We start from the raw sequence: 14,889 nt of genomic DNA on the forward strand, positions 1-14,889 counted from the left end.
CATGGCTACCTCTGTCGACATCATCGACGTCAAGGGCCAGAAGGCGGGCTCGGTCGAGCTCCCCGCCGCACTCTTCGACGTCCAGACCAACATCCCCCTCATCCACCAGGTCGTCGTGGCCCAGCTCGCCGCGGCGCGCCAGGGAACCCACAAGACGAAGAACCGCGGTGAGGTCTCCGGAGCCGGTCGCAAGCCGTTCAAGCAGAAGGGAACCGGTCGCGCTCGTCAGGGCTCGATCCGCGCCCCGCACATGACCGGTGGTGGCGTGGTCCACGGACCGACCCCCCGCAGCTACGCGCAGCGCACCCCCAAGAAGATGATCGCCGCGGCTCTGCTCGGCGCTCTCTCGGACCGCGCCCGCGGTGCCCGCATCCACGTGGTCGAGTCCCTCGCCCTCGGCGACACCCCCCGGACCAAGGACGTCCTCGTCCTGCTCGACGCCCTCTCGGTGTCGCGCAACGTCCTCGTGGTGCTCGAGCGCGACGACTACATCGCCGAGCTCTCGCTCCGCAACGTGCCGTTCGTGCACATCCTGCCGGCCGACCAGCTCAACGCGTACGACGTGCTCGTCTCCGACGACATCGTGTTCTCGAAGGGCGCGCTCGACGCGTTCATCGCGGCCAAGTCGGGCGTCGAGTCCAACAAGGAAGAGGTGAACGCATGAGCCAGTCCGCCGCGTTCAACAAGGACCCCCGCGACGTCATCATCTCCCCGGTGGTCTCGGAGAAGTCCTACGGCCTGATCGACGAGGGCAAGTACACCTTCGTGGTCGACCCGCGTTCGAACAAGACCGAGATCAAGCTCGCCATCGAGAAGATCTTCGGCGTCGAGGTCGCGTCGATCAACACGCTGAACCGCCAGGGCAAGACCCGCCGCACGAAGTTCGGCACCGGCAAGCGCAAGGACACCAAGCGCGCGATCGTCACGCTGAAGTCCGGCTCCATCGACATCTTCACGAGCGTCGGCTGAGCCGAAGAAGCGTAGAGGAAACAGACAATGGCTATTCGTAAGTACAAGCCCACGACCCCCGGTCGCCGCGGCTCCAGCGTTGCCGACTTCGCCGAGATCACCCGCTCGACGCCTGAGAAGTCGCTCCTGCGCCCGCTGTCCAAGACCGGTGGCCGCAACAACTCCGGCCGCATCACGACGCGTCACATCGGTGGTGGCCACAAGCGCCAGTACCGTCTGATCGACTTCCGTCGCAACGACAAGGACGGCGTCAACGCCAAGGTCGCTCACATCGAGTACGACCCCAACCGCACGGCGCGGATCGCGCTGCTCCACTTCGTGGACGGCACCAAGCGCTACATCCTGGCCCCGAACAAGCTCTCGCAGGGCGACGTCGTGGAGTCGGGCGCCGGCGCCGACATCAAGCCCGGCAACAACCTGCCGCTGCGCAACATCCCGACCGGTACGGTCATCCACGCCATCGAGATCAAGCCGGGAGGCGGCGCCAAGCTCGCCCGCTCGGCCGGCACCTCGGTCCGCCTCGTCGCCAAGGACGGCCCCTACGCGCAGCTCCGCCTGCCGTCGGGCGAGATCCGCAACGTCGATGCGCGCTGCCGCGCCACGATCGGCGAGGTCGGCAACGCCGAGCAGTCGAACATCAACTGGGGCAAGGCCGGCCGCATGCGCTGGAAGGGCGTCCGCCCGACCGTCCGCGGTGTCGCGATGAACCCGGTCGACCACCCGCACGGTGGTGGAGAGGGCAAGACCTCCGGTGGACGCCACCCGGTCAGCCCGTGGGGTCAGTCCGAGGGACGCACCCGTCGCCCCAACAAGGAGAGCGACAAGCTCATCGTTCGCCGCCGCACCGCCGGTAAGAAGCGCAAGTAGGAGTTGTAGAAGATGCCTCGCAGTCTCAAGAAGGGCCCCTTCGTTGACGACCACCTGCTCCGCAAGGTGTTCACGGCCAACGAAGCCGGCAACAAGAACGTCATCAAGACCTGGTCGCGCCGTTCGATGATCATCCCGGCGATGCTGGGCCACACCATCGCGGTCCACGACGGTCGCAAGCACATCCCCGTGTTCGTGACCGAGACCATGGTCGGCCACAAGCTCGGCGAGTTCGCCCCCACTCGGACCTTCCGCGGTCACGAGAAGGACGACAAGAAGGGCCGTCGCCGCTGACGCGGCGACGAGAAGGAGGAGAGAAATGGTGGAGTCGATCGCACGCGTGCGACACATCCGCGTCACCCCCCAGAAGGCTCGCCGTGTCGTGAACCTGATCCGCGGGAAGCAGGCTCAGGAGGCACTGGCCATCCTGAAGTTCGCGCCGCAGGGTGCGTCCGAGCCCGTCTACAAGCTCGTCGCCTCGGCGATGGCCAACGCTCGCGTCAAGGCCGATGCCTCGAACGAGTACCTCGACGACCAGGACCTGATCGTGTCCCGCGCCTTCGTCGATGAGGGAACCACCCTCAAGCGATTCCAGCCCCGTGCTCAGGGTCGTGCCTTCCGCATCAACAAGCGCACCAGCCACATCACCGTCGTGCTGGCCACTCCTGAGGAGGGGACCAAGTAATGGGTCAGAAAGTAAACCCCTACGGTTTCCGTCTGGGAATCACCACCGACCACGTGTCGCGCTGGTTCTCCGACAGCACCAAGAAGGGCCAGCGGTACAGCGACTACCTCGCCGAGGACGTCAAGATCCGCCGACTCCTCGCCACCCAGCTCGACCGTGCGGGCGTCGCCCGCATCGAGATCGAGCGCACCCGTGACCGCGTCCGCGTCGACATCCACACCGCCCGCCCGGGCATCGTGATCGGCCGCCGCGGCGCCGAGGCCGAGCGCATCCGCGCCGACCTCGAGAAGCTCACGGGCAAGCAGATCCAGCTGAACATCCTCGAGGTCAAGAACCCCGAGGCCGAGGCTCAGCTGGTCGCCCAGGGCATCGCCGAGCAGCTCTCCGCCCGCGTGGCCTTCCGCCGCGCGATGCGCAAGGGCCTGCAGGGCGCTCAGCGCGCCGGCGCCAAGGGCGTCCGCATCCAGGTCTCCGGCCGCCTCGGCGGCGCCGAGATGAGCCGCTCGGAGTTCTACCGCGAGGGACGCGTGCCGCTGCACACCCTCCGCGCGAACATCGACTACGGCTTCTACGAGGCGAAGACCACCTTCGGCCGCATCGGCGTGAAGGTCTGGATCTACAAGGGCGACATCACCAACAAGGAGCTCGCCCGCGAGCAGGCGAACAGCAAGTCGTCGCGCCCCGAGCGCAGCGACCGTCCGCGCCGTGCACCCCGCCAGCAGAGCGAGGCGCCCGTCGCAGCAGGAGTTGAGGCATAACCATGTTGATTCCGCGTCGAGTCAAGCACCGCAAGCAGCACCACCCGGGCCGGTCCGGCCAGGCCACCGGTGGCACCAAGGTGTCGTTCGGTGAGTTCGGCATCCAGGCCCTCACCCCCGCCTACGTGACCAACCGTCAGATCGAGTCCGCTCGTATCGCGATGACGCGTCACATCAAGCGCGGCGGAAAGGTGTGGATCAACATCTACCCCGACCGTCCGCTCACCAAGAAGCCCGCCGAGACCCGCATGGGTTCCGGTAAGGGCTCGCCGGAGTGGTGGGTCGCGAACGTCAAGCCGGGTCGCGTCCTCTTCGAGGTCGCCGGCGTCGACGAGCAGCTCGCTCGTGAGGCCATGACCCGTGCCATCCACAAGCTGCCCCTCAAGGCACGCATCATCAAGCGCGAGGAGGGAGACGCGTAATGGCGATCGGATCCAAGGAGCTCGCCCCCGCCGAGCTCGACACCTACGAGGACGAGCGTCTCGTCACCGAGCTGAAGAAGGCCAAGGAGGAGCTGTTCAACCTCCGCTTCCAGTCGGCCACCGGTCAGCTGGACACCAACGGCCGCCTGCGTGCCGTCAAGCGCGACATCGCCCGCATCTACACGGTCATCCGTGAGCGCGAGCTGGGCATCCGCGCCACCCCCGCACCCGTCGAGGCCCCGGCCAAGGCGGAGAAGAAGCCCAAGACCAAGAAGGCCGCCAAGGCCGAGGTCGAGGCGACCGAGTCGAACGAGGAGGCCAAGTAATGGCAACCGTCAATGACAGCGCCGGCCACGAGTCGGCCGCCCACGACGTGAAGGAGGCGGGCGCTCGCGGATACCGCAAGACCCGTCGCGGCTACGTCACCAGCGACAAGATGGACAAGACCATCGTCGTCGAGGTCGAGGACCGGGTGAAGCACCCGCTGTACGGCAAGGTCATCCGCCGTACGTCCAAGGTCAAGGTCCACGACGAGCTGAACTCCGCCGGCATCGGCGACTCCGTCGTCATCAGCGAGACCCGTCCCCTCAGCGCCACCAAGCGCTGGCGCCTGGTCGAGATCCTCGAGAAGGCCAAGTAGGCCGCGGCCTACTTGAGTTAGCAGGAGAGACACATGCTTCAGCAAGAATCCCGAGTCAAGGTCGCCGACAACACCGGCGCCAAGATGCTCCTCACCATCCGCGTCCTCGGAGGCTCCGGCCGCCGCTACGCGGGCCTCGGTGACATCATCGTCGCCACCGTCAAGGACGCGATCCCCGGTGGCAACGTGAAGAAGGGCGACGTGGTCAAGGCCGTCATCGTCCGCACCATCAAGCAGACCCGTCGCGCCGACGGCTCGTACATCAAGTTCGACGAGAACGCCGCCGTCATCCTCAAGAACGACGGGGACCCCCGTGGCACCCGCATCTTCGGACCGGTCGGTCGCGAGCTCCGCGACAAGAAGTTCATGAAGATCGTCTCGCTGGCACCGGAGGTTATCTAGTCATGGCCAAGATCAAGAAGGGTGACCTCGTCCAGGTCATCTCGGGCGCTACCCAGGCCCGCGGTGGAGACCGCGGCAAGCAGGGCAAGGTCCTCGAGGTGCTGGTCGAGCGCAACCGCGTCGTCGTCGAGGGCGTGAACTTCGTCAAGAAGCACGTCCGCGTCGGCCAGACGCAGCGCGGCTCGAAGGAGGGCGGCATCGAGACCGTCGAGGCCTCGATCCACATCTCCAACGTCGCGCTCGTCGACCCGAAGACCAAGAAGCCGACCCGGGTCGGCCACCGCAACGTGGCCGTCACCAAGGACGGCGTGACCAAGACCGTTCGCGTGCGCTACGCGAAGGCGTCGGGTGAGGAACTGTAATGACTGACACCACCGCAGTGGCTGCGAAGGTTCAGCCGCGGCTCAAGGCCAAGTACCAGGCCGACATCATCCCCGCTCTCAAGGAGCAGTTCGGCTTCGGCAACGTCCACCAGGTCCCCGGCCTGGTCAAGGTCGTCGTCAACACCGGTGTCGGTGAGGCCGCCCGCGACGGCAAGATCATCGACGGCGCGGTCAAGGACCTCACCGCCATCACCGGTCAGAAGCCGCAGGTCACCAAGGCCCGCAAGTCCATCGCGCAGTTCAAGCTGCGCGAGGGTCAGGCCATCGGCGCTCACGTCACCCTCCGGGGCGACCGCGCCTGGGAGTTCCTGGACCGCCTGCTCTCGGTGGCGCTGCCCCGCATCCGCGACTTCCGCGGGCTGTCGGACCGCCAGTTCGACGGCAACGGCAACTACACCTTCGGCATCACGGAGCAGTCGATCTTCCACGAGATCGACCAGGACCGCATCGACCGCGTCCGCGGCTTCGACGTGACCGTCGTGACCACCGCCAAGACCGACGACGAGGGTCGCGCGCTGCTCAAGCAGCTCGGCTTCCCGTTCAAGTCGTCGGACAACGCGTAAGCAGCAAGCCTCGAGGCCGGGGGACGGTGAGAACCGCCCTCCGGCCTCGTCGTGCGTCCGCCGCCGGACCGGTCCGTCCGGAGCCGGCGGCGGGCGCCACGCGGGATCCCGGATCCCGTGCACGATCGGCCCTCGACCGCAGGACCTCGGCCATGTAGCATGGCTCGTTGGCCTGCGTTCGCGCGGCCGCATGGGCGTCGACGTCGTCGGCGCCGTCCCACACCACAGGTCGTCACTCTTGTAAAGGGTGCCGAAACCAGGCGAGAAAGGCACCATCAGCCATGACCATGACTGATCCGGTCGCAGATCTGCTGACCAGAATCCGTAACGCGAACTCCGCGCACCACGACTCCATCACCCTCCCGGGCTCGAAGCTCAAGGCGAACATCGCCGAGATCCTCAAGACCGAGGGCTACATCGCCGACTGGAAGGTCGAGGAGGCGCGCGTCGGCACGACGCTCTCCATCTCCCTCAAGTACGGCCCGAACCGCGAGCGCTCGATCGCCGGCATCAAGCGGGTCTCGAAGCCCGGACTCCGCGTGTACGCGAAGTCGGCCGAGATCCCCACCGTGCTCGGCGGCCTCGGCGTCGCCATCCTGTCCACCTCGAGCGGTCTCCTGACCGACCGCCAGGCCGAGAAGAAGGGCGTGGGTGGGGAAGTCCTCGCCTACGTGTGGTAACCCCTCATGTCGCGTATTGGAAGACTCCCCATCGAGATCCCGGCGGGCGTCGACGTCTCCGTCGCCGGATCCGCTGTGACCGTCAAGGGCCCCAAGGGCGAGCTGACCGTCTCGGTCGCCAGCCCCATCCAGGTGTCCGTCGAGAACGGCCAGGTGCTGGTCTCGCGTCCCGATGACGAGCGCGAGTCGCGCTCGCTCCACGGCCTCACCCGCACGCTCATCGCGAACGACATCATCGGTGTCACGCAGGGCTACTCCAAGGGCCTCGAGGTCGTCGGAACCGGTTACCGCGTGCTGGCGAAGGGCTCGGACATCGAGTTCGCGCTCGGCTTCTCGCACCCGGTCGTCGTCACCCCGCCCGCGGGCATCTCGTTCACGGTCGAGGGCAACAACAAGCTCACCGTGCACGGCATCTCGAAGCAGGCTGTCGGTGAGGTGGCCGCCAACATTCGTAAGATCCGCAAGCCCGAGCCCTATAAGGGCAAGGGCGTGCGCTACGCCGGCGAGGTCGTTCGCCGCAAGGCCGGAAAGAGCGGTAAGTGATCATGGGACTCGGAACCAGAGGAAAGAGCAAGTCCGCTGCGCGCGGTCGTCGTCACGACCGTCTGCGCAAGAAGGTCGTCGGATCCGCCGAGCGCCCCCGCCTCGTCGTCAACCGCTCGGCCCGCCACGTCTTCGTGCAGGTCGTCGACGACGCTCAGGGCCGCACCCTCGCGTCGGCGTCGACCCTCGAGGCCGACCTGCGCGTGTTCGACGGCGACAAGACCGCCAAGGCCCGCAAGGTCGGCGAGCTCGTCGCCGAGCGCGCCAAGAACGCCGGTGTCGAGGCGGTCGTCTTCGACCGCGGAGGCAACAAGTACGCCGGTCGCGTCGCCGCGATCGCCGATGGAGCACGAGAGGCAGGGCTCAACCTGTGAGCGCCGCAGAGAACAAGGAACCCGAGGTCGCCGCTGTGTCGGAGGCCCCCGTCGAGACCGCTGCGTCCACGCAGCCGCAGCAGGAGGCTCGTGAGCCCCGCCGCGGCGGCCGCGACCGCAATCAGGGTGGCCGCGACCGCGGTGGCCGTGACGCCGAGAAGAGCCAGTTCCTCGAGCGCGTCGTGACCATCAACCGCGTGTCGAAGGTCGTCAAGGGCGGCCGTCGCTTCAGCTTCACCGCGCTCGTGGTCGTCGGAGACGGCAACGGACTGGTGGGCGTCGGCTACGGCAAGGCCCGCGAGGTCCCGACCGCCATCTCCAAGGGCGTCGAGGAGGCGAAGAAGAACTTCTTCCGCGTCCCCCGCGTCGCCTCGACCATCCCGCACCCCGTCCAGGGTGAGGCCGCCGCCGGTGTGGTGCTCCTGCGCCCCGCCGCCGCGGGTACCGGTGTCATCGCCGGCGGTCCCGTCCGCGCCGTCCTCGAGTGCGCCGGCATCCACGACGTCCTGAGCAAGTCGCTCGGCTCGTCGAACACCATCAACATCGTCCACGCGACCGTCGAGGCTCTGAAGCAGCTCGAGGAGCCGCGCGCCGTCGCCGCTCGTCGTGGTCTCGACTTCGACCAGGTCGCGCCGGCACGTCTCGTCCGTGCCGAGGCCGACGCCCTCGCCGCCGCGTCCAACGCGAAGGCAGGTGCCTGATGGCCCAGCTCAAGGTGACCCAGATCAAGTCGAAGGTCAGCGAGAAGCAGTACCAGCGCGACACGCTGCGCTCGCTCGGCCTCGGGAAGATCGGTCAGAGCGTCGTCCGCGAGGACAACGCCCAGAACCGCGGATACGTGAAGACCGTCGCCCACCTGGTGAAGGTCGAGGAGATTGACTAATGGCTGAGACGAAGAAGGCCGCCGCCGCGGAGTCCACGACTCCCGCGCAGGCGACCACCACGAAGGGCGCGGCGGCGCCGGCGACCAAGGAGCACGTGCTCAAGGTCCACCACCTCCGCCCCGCTGCCGGAGCCAAGAAGGCCAAGACCCGCGTGGGTCGCGGTGAGGGCTCCAAGGGAAAGACCGCCGGTCGCGGCACCAAGGGCACCAAGGCCCGCTACCAGGTGCGCGTCGGCTTCGAGGGTGGGCAGATGCCGCTGCACATGCGCACCCCGAAGCTCCGCGGCTTCAAGAACCCGTTCCGGGTCGAGTACCAGGTCGTGAACCTGTCCGCTCTCGCGGAGCTCTACCCCCAGGGCGGCGACGTCACCATCGGCGACCTGGTCGCCAAGGGTGCTGTCCGCAAGAACGAGAAGGTCAAAGTCCTCGGGGACGGCGACATTGCGGTTAAGCTGAACGTCGCGGTCGACAAGGTCTCCAGCTCTGCCGAGCAGAAGATCGTCGCTGCGGGCGGATCCATCAAGTAGCACCAGCAGCTTGTCGGTCGAGCTTGCCACGCCGACTCCCTCCGGGAGTGCGTGGCAAGCTCGACCTGTATCCCGCACCACAGAATTGAGCAGGAGACCTTAGGTAGTGTTTGGCGCCGTTGCGCGGATCTTCCGCACCCCCGACCTCCGCCGCAAGATCGGCTTCACCCTCGCGATCGTGGCGATCTTCCGGCTGGGATCCTTCATCCCTGCTCCGTTCGTCGACTTCAGCGCCGTGCAGGCCTGTCTCGCCGGCAACCAGGGCACCTCGGGTCTCTACGAGCTCGTGAACCTCTTCAGCGGTGGAGCACTGCTCCAGCTGTCGATCTTCGCGCTCGGGATCATGCCGTACATCACGGCGTCGATCATCGTGCAGCTGCTGCGCGTGGTCATCCCTCACTTCGAGACGCTGTACAAGGAGGGGCAGTCCGGTCAGGGCAAGCTCACCCAGTACACGCGGTACCTCACCATCGCGCTCGGCGTCCTCCAGTCGACGACGCTGATCACCGTCGCCCGCTCGGGCGCCCTCTTCGGCAACTCCGGTGTCCCGGAGTGCTCGGCGCTCATCATCACCGACGAGTGGTACTCCATCCTCCTCATGGTCATCACCATGACCGCGGGCACCGGGATCATCATGTGGATGGGCGAGCTCATCACCGAGCGCGGCATCGGCAACGGCATGTCGCTGCTGATCTTCACCTCGATCGCCGCCCAGTTCCCCACCTCCCTGTGGTCGATCGCGCAGTCGCGCGGCTTCGAGACCTTCCTCCTCGTCCTCGGCGTGGGCCTCGTGCTCGTGGTCGCCGTGGTCTTCGTGGAGCAGTCTCAGCGGCGGATCCCCGTGCAGTACGCCAAGCGGATGGTCGGCCGCCGCACCTACGGCGGCAACAACACCTACATCCCGATCAAGGTCAACATGGCCGGCGTCGTGCCCGTCATCTTCGCCTCGTCGCTGCTGTACCTGCCCGCGCTCATCGCGCAGTTCAACCAGCCCGCCGCTGGCCAGGAGGCTCCGGTCTGGGTCACCTGGATCACGAACTACCTCACCAAGGGCGATCACCCGCTCTACATGGCGCTGTACTTCCTCCTGATCGTGGGCTTCACCTACTTCTACGTCGCGATCACCTTCAACCCGGACGAGGTCGCCGACAACATGAAGCGTTACGGCGGCTTCATCCCCGGCATCCGCGCCGGCCGCCCGACCGCCGAGTACCTCAACTACGTGCTCACCCGGGTGACGCTGCCCGGGTCGGTCTACCTCGGCCTCATCGCGCTCGTGCCCCTCGTGGCCCTCGCGCTGGTCGGTGCGAACCAGAACTTCCCCTTCGGCGGCACGTCCATCCTGATCATCGTCGGAGTCGGCCTGGAGACGGTGAAGCAGATCGACTCCCAGCTGCAGCAGCGCCACTACGAAGGACTCCTCCGATGACGTCGCACCCGATCGGCTTCCGTCTCCTGCTGATCGGCCCTCCCGGCGCAGGCAAGGGGACCCAGGCCGCTCGGCTGAGCGACATCCTCCGGGTGCCCGCCATCTCGACCGGGGACATCTTCCGCGCGAACGTCGCCAACGAGACCGAGCTCGGTCTCCAGGCGAAGGCCTACCTCGACAACGGGCGCTACGTGCCGGACGAGCTGACCAACGCGATCGTGCACGACCGCCTCCAGGAGGCGGACGCGTCGACCGGGTTCCTGCTCGACGGCTACCCGCGCACCACGGAGCAGGTCGACGAGCTCGACCGCATCCTCGCCGCGGACGACAACCGGCTCGACGCGGTCGTCCAGCTGACGGCCGATCCCGACGAGGTCGTCGGCCGCCTTCTCAAGCGCTCGCTCGAGCAGGGGCGCAGCGACGACACCGAGGACGTCATCCGGCGCCGACTCGCGCTCTACGAGGAGCAGACCGCTCCGCTCATCGACGTCTACGCGGCCCGCGGGCTCGTGGTCGTGGTCGACGGCCTCGGGCCGGTCGACGAGGTGACCGAGCGGATCGTCGTCGCCCTCGAGGGCCACCGCGTGGGCCGCCTCGACACCCCGGCCGCCTGAGCCGTGGCGTTCCGCTCCTCGCTCTACAAGACGCCCGCGCAGCTGCGGTCGATGCTCGCTCCGGGCCTCGCCACGGCCGCCTCGCTCGACGCGGTCCGCGCGGCGGTCCGCCCGGGCGTTACCACGCTCGAGCTCGACGCGATCGCCGAGGCGGCGATCGTCGCGCTCGGCGGCCACTCGAACTTCCAGCTCGTCCCGGGCTACCGGCACACGATCTGCGCCTCGGTCAACGACGAGGTGGTCCACGGCATCCCCGGCGGGCGCGTGCTCGAGCCGGGCGACCTGGTCTCCGTCGACAGCGGCGCCGAGATCGACGGCTGGAACGGCGACTCCGCGATGACGGTGGTCCTGCCCGATCCCTCCCGCCCGGAGGAGGTCGCGGCACGCGCCGAGCTCTCGCGGGTGACCGAGGGATCCCTGTGGCGGGGGATCGCCGCCCTCGCCTCCGCCCGCCATCTCAACGAGGTCGGCGCGGCGATCGAGGAGTACATCGAGGACGAGGCCGAGCGCTCGGGCCGCGTCTACGGCATCCTCACCGACTACATCGGCCACGGCATCGGGCGCACCATGCACGAGGCTCCGCCGGTCTTCAACTATCGGGTGCGCCAGCGCGGCCCCGAGGTGAAGCCGGGACTCGTCGTCGCGATCGAGCCGATGGTCACCGCGGGCAGCGCCGAGACCTTCGTCCGCGAGGACGAGTGGACGGTCGCGACCGAGGACAGCAGCATGGCCGCCCACTGGGAGCACTCCGTCGCCGTGCACCACGACGGCATCTGGGTCACCACGCTCGCCGACGGCGGCGCGGCCGGCCTCGCCCCCTACGGGATCGTGCCGACGCCCTTCGCCTAGAGGCCCCAACGCGGAGCTCCTCCGATCCGATGCGGAGGAGGCTCCTCGTGGCCTCTCGCGCCCGGCGGGGGTCCGTCGGGCGCCCACGAAGCGCGGGAGCGGGAGGACGACAGGCCCTCCGGCTCCACCCGGAGTGCGGGTGTCGGCTAGCTGTCGATCACCCGCACCAGCTCCTCGATGAAGCCGCCGAAGTCCGTGGAGCGCCGGATGAGGCGCTGCACCTCCGCCCGGTCGGCGAACACCTCGACGAACTGGTCGAACACCGACTGGAAGGTGCTGCGGCCGGCCGAGGCGAACGCGATCATCGCGATCACGTTCACCCGCTGCTCGCCCCACTCCATCGCGGTGTCGTTCACGACGATCGCGATGGAGGTGCGGCGGGCGCTCATCGCCATCGCGTGCGGGACCGCGAGGTTGTCGGTGAACGCCGTGGAGCTCATCCGCTCGCGCTCGATGGCGCCGTCGACGTAGTCCTCGTCGATGATGCCGCCGGCGATCATCCGCTCGCCCAGCATCCGGATCATCGCCGCCTCGTCGCGCGCGTGCACGTTGCGGAAGAACAGCTCCTCGTCGAAGAACTGCAGCAGCTCGTCCTTGATCTGCGCGCGGCGGCGGTGCCGGCGGACGCGGGCGATGGCCCGGCGCACCGTCTCGACGTCGTGGTCGGTGAGGAACGGCTGCACGACCACGACGTCATCGGACGCGGGGTGCTCGTCGATCGTGGTTATCACGAGGTCGGCGGTGAGCCGGTCCCAGTCGACGTCGCTCCGCGTGATCAGCGAGCGCACCTCCACCTCGGTGCCGAGCGAGCGCTCGACGCGCAGGCGGAGCATGTGAGCGAGGTCGTAGTAGTTGGGGCAGACGATCACGCAGGACAGACGCTCCTCCCGCCGGGACACCCGCTCGAGGAACGAGCCGACGTGGAGGGCGATGTAGGCGATCTCGTCCTCGTTGACCACGATGCCCCGCCGGCGCTGCAGCCCGCTCGCCAGGAACACCGCGATCTCGTAGGTCATCGGGTAGCTGGTCTTGATCGAGCGGGTGAGCGGGTTGCGGGAGTAGCCGCCCTCGGCGGCCCGGGCGATCAGGTTGCGCACGTGCAGGGCGAGGCGGACGATGAAGCCCTCGTCGTCGAGGTCGACCAGGTACTCGCGGTTGACGTCGGCGACGAGCTCGCGGACGACGGCGAGGTCCTCCGGGTCGAGGTAGTTCTCGACCACGGCGGCGACCGGCTCGTTCTGCCCGGGCGTCGCCACCCGCGTCGTCATCAGGATCGCGAGCTGGGCGAGCTCGGCGTCGGTCAGGCGCGTCGCGAAGTGCCGTTCCACCAGCTCCGCCAGCAGGGCCGCGAGCTCGCCGTGGATCGCGGGGGAGGGGCGGGAGCCGGAGGGGTCCCCGATGCCCCGGGCGACGCGGTCGACGGCGATCGCGATGTGGAGGAGGACGCTGTTCACGCCGTAGTCGTTGATGTAGTAGCCGCGGGTCTCGAGCTCGGCCAGCAGCTCGGTCTTGAAGGCGCCGAGGCCGGGGGAGGCGAACTCGCGCTGGACGTCGTCGAGCGTGAAGACGCCCTGCGCGCTCTCGTCGCGGAACATCCTGGAGATCAGGCGGCGGCGGGCCTCCTCGCTGCCCTCGAGGCGCACCGACGGGCCGCGCCGGACCAGCCCGAGGCCGGCCTCGTCGGCGAGGGCCTTCACCCGGCGCAGATCGGCGTCGACGGTCGACTCGCTCACCGACAGCGCGTCGGCGAGGGCGAAGACGTCCAGGCCCTCGTCGGAGTCGACCAGGCGGCGGACGATGCTGTACAGCCGGTCGCGCGGGGTGTCGGGCTCGATGTCGCGGCTGCGCTGCGCCTCCAGGTACGCCGCGTACGCCTCGCGCGCGAGCCGGTAGCCGTTCGCGGAGGACTCGACCGGCTCCAGCGGGGCGGCCTGCGCCTTCACCGCGGTGACGTAGCTCCGGACGCTGCGGGTGGTGACTCCGAGCCTGTCGGCGAGCTCGTGCGCCGTCACCCAGCCGTCGGCGCGGGAGAGGTACTCCAGCAGTCGTTCGCGGTTGTCAGGCATCAGGCTCCAGGCGTGCGGTCGGGGCGGGCGCCGGGAGCGCCACGACCCTGCCGCGAGCCCGCAGGACGCGGGCGGCGAGTCGTACGTCCCGTCAGTCAATCACCCCGGCGACGCGCCCGGGAGCCCCCGCGCCGCGGGCGGAAGGGGCCGTCTTCCGCCCCCGCGGAAGATTGTCTGCTGGAGGGTGCCGCCCCTCCGAGGGGATGCTTGGATGAATCACGACCCGGACGCGAGGAGGCGAACGAGGTGCGGAAGATCCTGATCGTCTGCGGTGCAGGCGCGTCGAGCACGTTCCTGGCCCACCGGCTGCGAGCGGGCGCGAAGGAGCGCGGCATGGATGCCGTGTTCCGCTCCGAGACCCTCACCGGTCTCGACCACTCCCTCCCCGAGGCCGACGTCCTCCTCGTGGGGCCGCACCTCGAGTCGCAGTTCGACGGGCTCCGCCACCGTGCGGAGCTCGTGGGAGCCGCGGCCGCCCTCCTCCCGCCCGATGTCTTCGGAGCGCACGGTGCCGATGCCGTGCTCGAGACCCTGCCCGTCCTCTTCGCCGCTCGCGCGGTCGTCGCAGGCGCGGACGGGGACTCCTCCTCCCGCCCGGTCCGTCCGGGCGAGCCCGACTCCGGGCACCACTGATGCAGTCGCGACTGCAGGATCAAGGAGAAACGTTCATGGTCGAGCGCACCGTGCAGGTTGCATCGTCGAAGGGCCTCCACGCCCGCCCCGCCTCGCTCTTCAGCCAGGCCGCGGCGAAGTCGGGTCAGAAGGTCCTCGTCGCCAAGGGCGACGCGACCCCGGTCAACGCCGCGTCGATCCTCGGGATCATCTCGCTCGGCATCGAGCACGGCGACGAGCTCACCGTCAGCGTCGAGGGCGACAACGAGCAGGCCGTGCTCGAGGAGCTCGCGACCTTCCTCACCACCGACCACGACGCGTGACGCGGAGCGTCACGCAAGGCGGCCAGCCCCGGCGCCCACGGCGCCGATAGACGCGGCAGCCCCTGGAGCGTGACGGCGACCCTCAATGGGTCGCACGAGGCGCCTGCGAAACCCGGCGACGGACCGCGTCAGCCTCGGGAACGCAACGGCGACCCTCAACGGCTCGCACGAGGCGCCCGCGAAACCCGCCCCCGCTCACTCCCGGCCCGCTCGCCTCGGTGGCGGATCGTCGCGGCGGTGGCGGAGAGCGACGAGACGGCGCGCTCCTCCTCCTGAGCGATGCTGCGGGTGCTGGCGGTG

24 protein-coding genes are annotated in these 14,889 nt (G+C 68.6%); 23 read left to right on the plus strand and 1 reads right to left on the minus strand.

The genetic code is table 11. The annotated features are described in order from the left end of the window. The first annotated feature begins 1 nt into the window (after window position 1). From rplD to map, 21 genes are all read left to right on the plus strand, one after another. Entirely contained in the window at window positions 2-664 is a 663-nt protein-coding gene (rplD, locus tag C5D04_RS04555; protein ID WP_104224565.1) for a 50S ribosomal protein L4, read from the plus strand. Beyond that, window positions 661-969, plus strand: coding sequence for a 50S ribosomal protein L23 (gene rplW, locus C5D04_RS04560; protein WP_068209445.1), 309 nt, complete (start codon window positions 661-663; stop codon window positions 967-969). The genes rplD and rplW overlap by 4 nt, the downstream gene beginning before the upstream one ends. 27 nt (window positions 970-996) lie before the next feature. Then, window positions 997-1,836, plus strand: a complete 840-nt coding sequence (rplB, locus tag C5D04_RS04565) for a 50S ribosomal protein L2 (RefSeq protein ID WP_068251462.1) — start codon at window positions 997-999, stop codon at window positions 1,834-1,836. Window positions 1,837-1,848: 12 nt separating this feature from the next. Next, the gene (gene rpsS / locus C5D04_RS04570; protein WP_055787078.1) at window positions 1,849-2,130 is read left to right on the plus strand and encodes a 30S ribosomal protein S19; all 282 of its coding nucleotides are present in this window, start codon (window positions 1,849-1,851) and stop codon (window positions 2,128-2,130) included. Between the two features lie 25 nt (window positions 2,131-2,155). Continuing rightward, the gene (gene rplV, locus C5D04_RS04575) at window positions 2,156-2,521 is read left to right on the plus strand and encodes a 50S ribosomal protein L22 (RefSeq protein WP_077221988.1); all 366 of its coding nucleotides are present in this window, start codon (window positions 2,156-2,158) and stop codon (window positions 2,519-2,521) included. Beyond that, window positions 2,521-3,279, plus strand: a complete 759-nt coding sequence (rpsC, locus tag C5D04_RS04580) for a 30S ribosomal protein S3 (protein ID WP_068209439.1) — start codon at window positions 2,521-2,523, stop codon at window positions 3,277-3,279. The genes rplV and rpsC overlap by 1 nt, the downstream gene beginning before the upstream one ends. A 2-nt stretch (window positions 3,280-3,281) precedes the next feature. Beyond that, window positions 3,282-3,701: a 50S ribosomal protein L16 gene (gene rplP, locus C5D04_RS04585; RefSeq protein ID WP_068209436.1), complete on the plus strand. Its 420-nt coding sequence runs from the start codon at window positions 3,282-3,284 to the stop codon at window positions 3,699-3,701. After that, window positions 3,701-4,027 (plus strand): 50S ribosomal protein L29, encoded by a 327-nt coding sequence (gene rpmC, locus C5D04_RS04590; protein ID WP_104224564.1) that lies wholly within the window; start codon window positions 3,701-3,703, stop codon window positions 4,025-4,027. Before rplP ends, rpmC begins: the two co-directional genes overlap by 1 nt. Beyond that, complete coding sequence (rpsQ, locus tag C5D04_RS04595) at window positions 4,027-4,341, plus strand: 30S ribosomal protein S17 (protein ID WP_104224563.1); 315 nt, start codon at window positions 4,027-4,029, stop codon at window positions 4,339-4,341. The genes rpmC and rpsQ overlap by 1 nt, the downstream gene beginning before the upstream one ends. A gap of 33 nt (window positions 4,342-4,374) precedes the next feature. Continuing rightward, entirely contained in the window at window positions 4,375-4,743 is a 369-nt protein-coding gene (gene rplN / locus C5D04_RS04600) for a 50S ribosomal protein L14 (protein WP_104224562.1), read from the plus strand. Between the two features lie 2 nt (window positions 4,744-4,745). After that, window positions 4,746-5,105 (plus strand): 50S ribosomal protein L24, encoded by a 360-nt coding sequence (gene rplX / locus C5D04_RS04605; RefSeq protein WP_104224561.1) that lies wholly within the window; start codon window positions 4,746-4,748, stop codon window positions 5,103-5,105. Continuing rightward, entirely contained in the window at window positions 5,105-5,689 is a 585-nt protein-coding gene (gene rplE / locus C5D04_RS04610) for a 50S ribosomal protein L5 (RefSeq protein ID WP_068209425.1), read from the plus strand. The genes rplX and rplE overlap by 1 nt, the downstream gene beginning before the upstream one ends. Window positions 5,690-5,970: 281 nt before the next feature. Continuing rightward, window positions 5,971-6,369: a 30S ribosomal protein S8 gene (gene rpsH / locus C5D04_RS04615; RefSeq protein ID WP_068209423.1), complete on the plus strand. Its 399-nt coding sequence runs from the start codon at window positions 5,971-5,973 to the stop codon at window positions 6,367-6,369. 6 nt (window positions 6,370-6,375) lie between these two features. Further along, complete coding sequence (rplF, locus tag C5D04_RS04620; protein WP_104224560.1) at window positions 6,376-6,912, plus strand: 50S ribosomal protein L6; 537 nt, start codon at window positions 6,376-6,378, stop codon at window positions 6,910-6,912. Between the two features lie 2 nt (window positions 6,913-6,914). After that, window positions 6,915-7,286 carry a 50S ribosomal protein L18 gene (gene rplR, locus C5D04_RS04625; protein ID WP_056037296.1) on the plus strand — a complete coding sequence of 124 codons (372 nt, stop codon included), beginning with the start codon at window positions 6,915-6,917 and terminating at the stop codon, window positions 7,284-7,286. Then, a complete protein-coding gene (gene rpsE, locus C5D04_RS04630; protein WP_104224559.1) occupies window positions 7,283-7,987 on the plus strand; it encodes a 30S ribosomal protein S5 in 705 nt (234 codons plus the stop codon). Before rplR ends, rpsE begins: the two co-directional genes overlap by 4 nt. Continuing rightward, window positions 7,987-8,169 carry a 50S ribosomal protein L30 gene (rpmD, locus tag C5D04_RS04635; protein WP_181137668.1) on the plus strand — a complete coding sequence of 61 codons (183 nt, stop codon included), beginning with the start codon at window positions 7,987-7,989 and terminating at the stop codon, window positions 8,167-8,169. The genes rpsE and rpmD overlap by 1 nt, the downstream gene beginning before the upstream one ends. Then, window positions 8,169-8,696, plus strand: coding sequence for a 50S ribosomal protein L15 (gene rplO / locus C5D04_RS04640; protein ID WP_104226755.1), 528 nt, complete (start codon window positions 8,169-8,171; stop codon window positions 8,694-8,696). The genes rpmD and rplO overlap by 1 nt, the downstream gene beginning before the upstream one ends. A gap of 106 nt (window positions 8,697-8,802) precedes the next feature. After that, window positions 8,803-10,125, plus strand: a complete 1,323-nt coding sequence (gene secY / locus C5D04_RS04645; protein WP_104224557.1) for a preprotein translocase subunit SecY — start codon at window positions 8,803-8,805, stop codon at window positions 10,123-10,125. Then, window positions 10,122-10,739: an adenylate kinase gene (locus tag C5D04_RS04650; RefSeq protein ID WP_181028829.1), complete on the plus strand. Its 618-nt coding sequence runs from the start codon at window positions 10,122-10,124 to the stop codon at window positions 10,737-10,739. The genes secY and C5D04_RS04650 overlap by 4 nt, the downstream gene beginning before the upstream one ends. Before the next feature lie 3 nt (window positions 10,740-10,742). Further along, a complete protein-coding gene (gene map / locus C5D04_RS04655) occupies window positions 10,743-11,588 on the plus strand; it encodes a type I methionyl aminopeptidase (RefSeq protein ID WP_104292485.1) in 846 nt (281 codons plus the stop codon). A 146-nt stretch (window positions 11,589-11,734) separates the two neighbouring features. Here map and C5D04_RS04660 read toward each other — a convergent pair whose 3' ends face one another. Continuing rightward, entirely contained in the window at window positions 11,735-13,654 is a 1,920-nt protein-coding gene (locus C5D04_RS04660) for a BglG family transcription antiterminator (RefSeq protein WP_104347298.1), read from the minus strand. A gap of 207 nt (window positions 13,655-13,861) precedes the next feature. On the opposite strand from C5D04_RS04660, the gene C5D04_RS18120 reads away from it, so the two are divergent. Both C5D04_RS18120 and C5D04_RS04670 read left to right on the plus strand, forming a co-directional pair. Further along, window positions 13,862-14,287, plus strand: coding sequence for a PTS sugar transporter subunit IIB (locus C5D04_RS18120; RefSeq protein ID WP_181110601.1), 426 nt, complete (start codon window positions 13,862-13,864; stop codon window positions 14,285-14,287). 35 nt (window positions 14,288-14,322) lie between these two features. After that, window positions 14,323-14,589: an HPr family phosphocarrier protein gene (locus C5D04_RS04670; RefSeq protein ID WP_104224553.1), complete on the plus strand. Its 267-nt coding sequence runs from the start codon at window positions 14,323-14,325 to the stop codon at window positions 14,587-14,589. Window positions 14,590-14,889: the final 300 nt, after the last annotated feature.

Source organism: Rathayibacter sp. AY1D2 (assembly GCF_002932695.1).
Lineage (GTDB): Bacteria > Actinomycetota > Actinomycetes > Actinomycetales > Microbacteriaceae > Rathayibacter.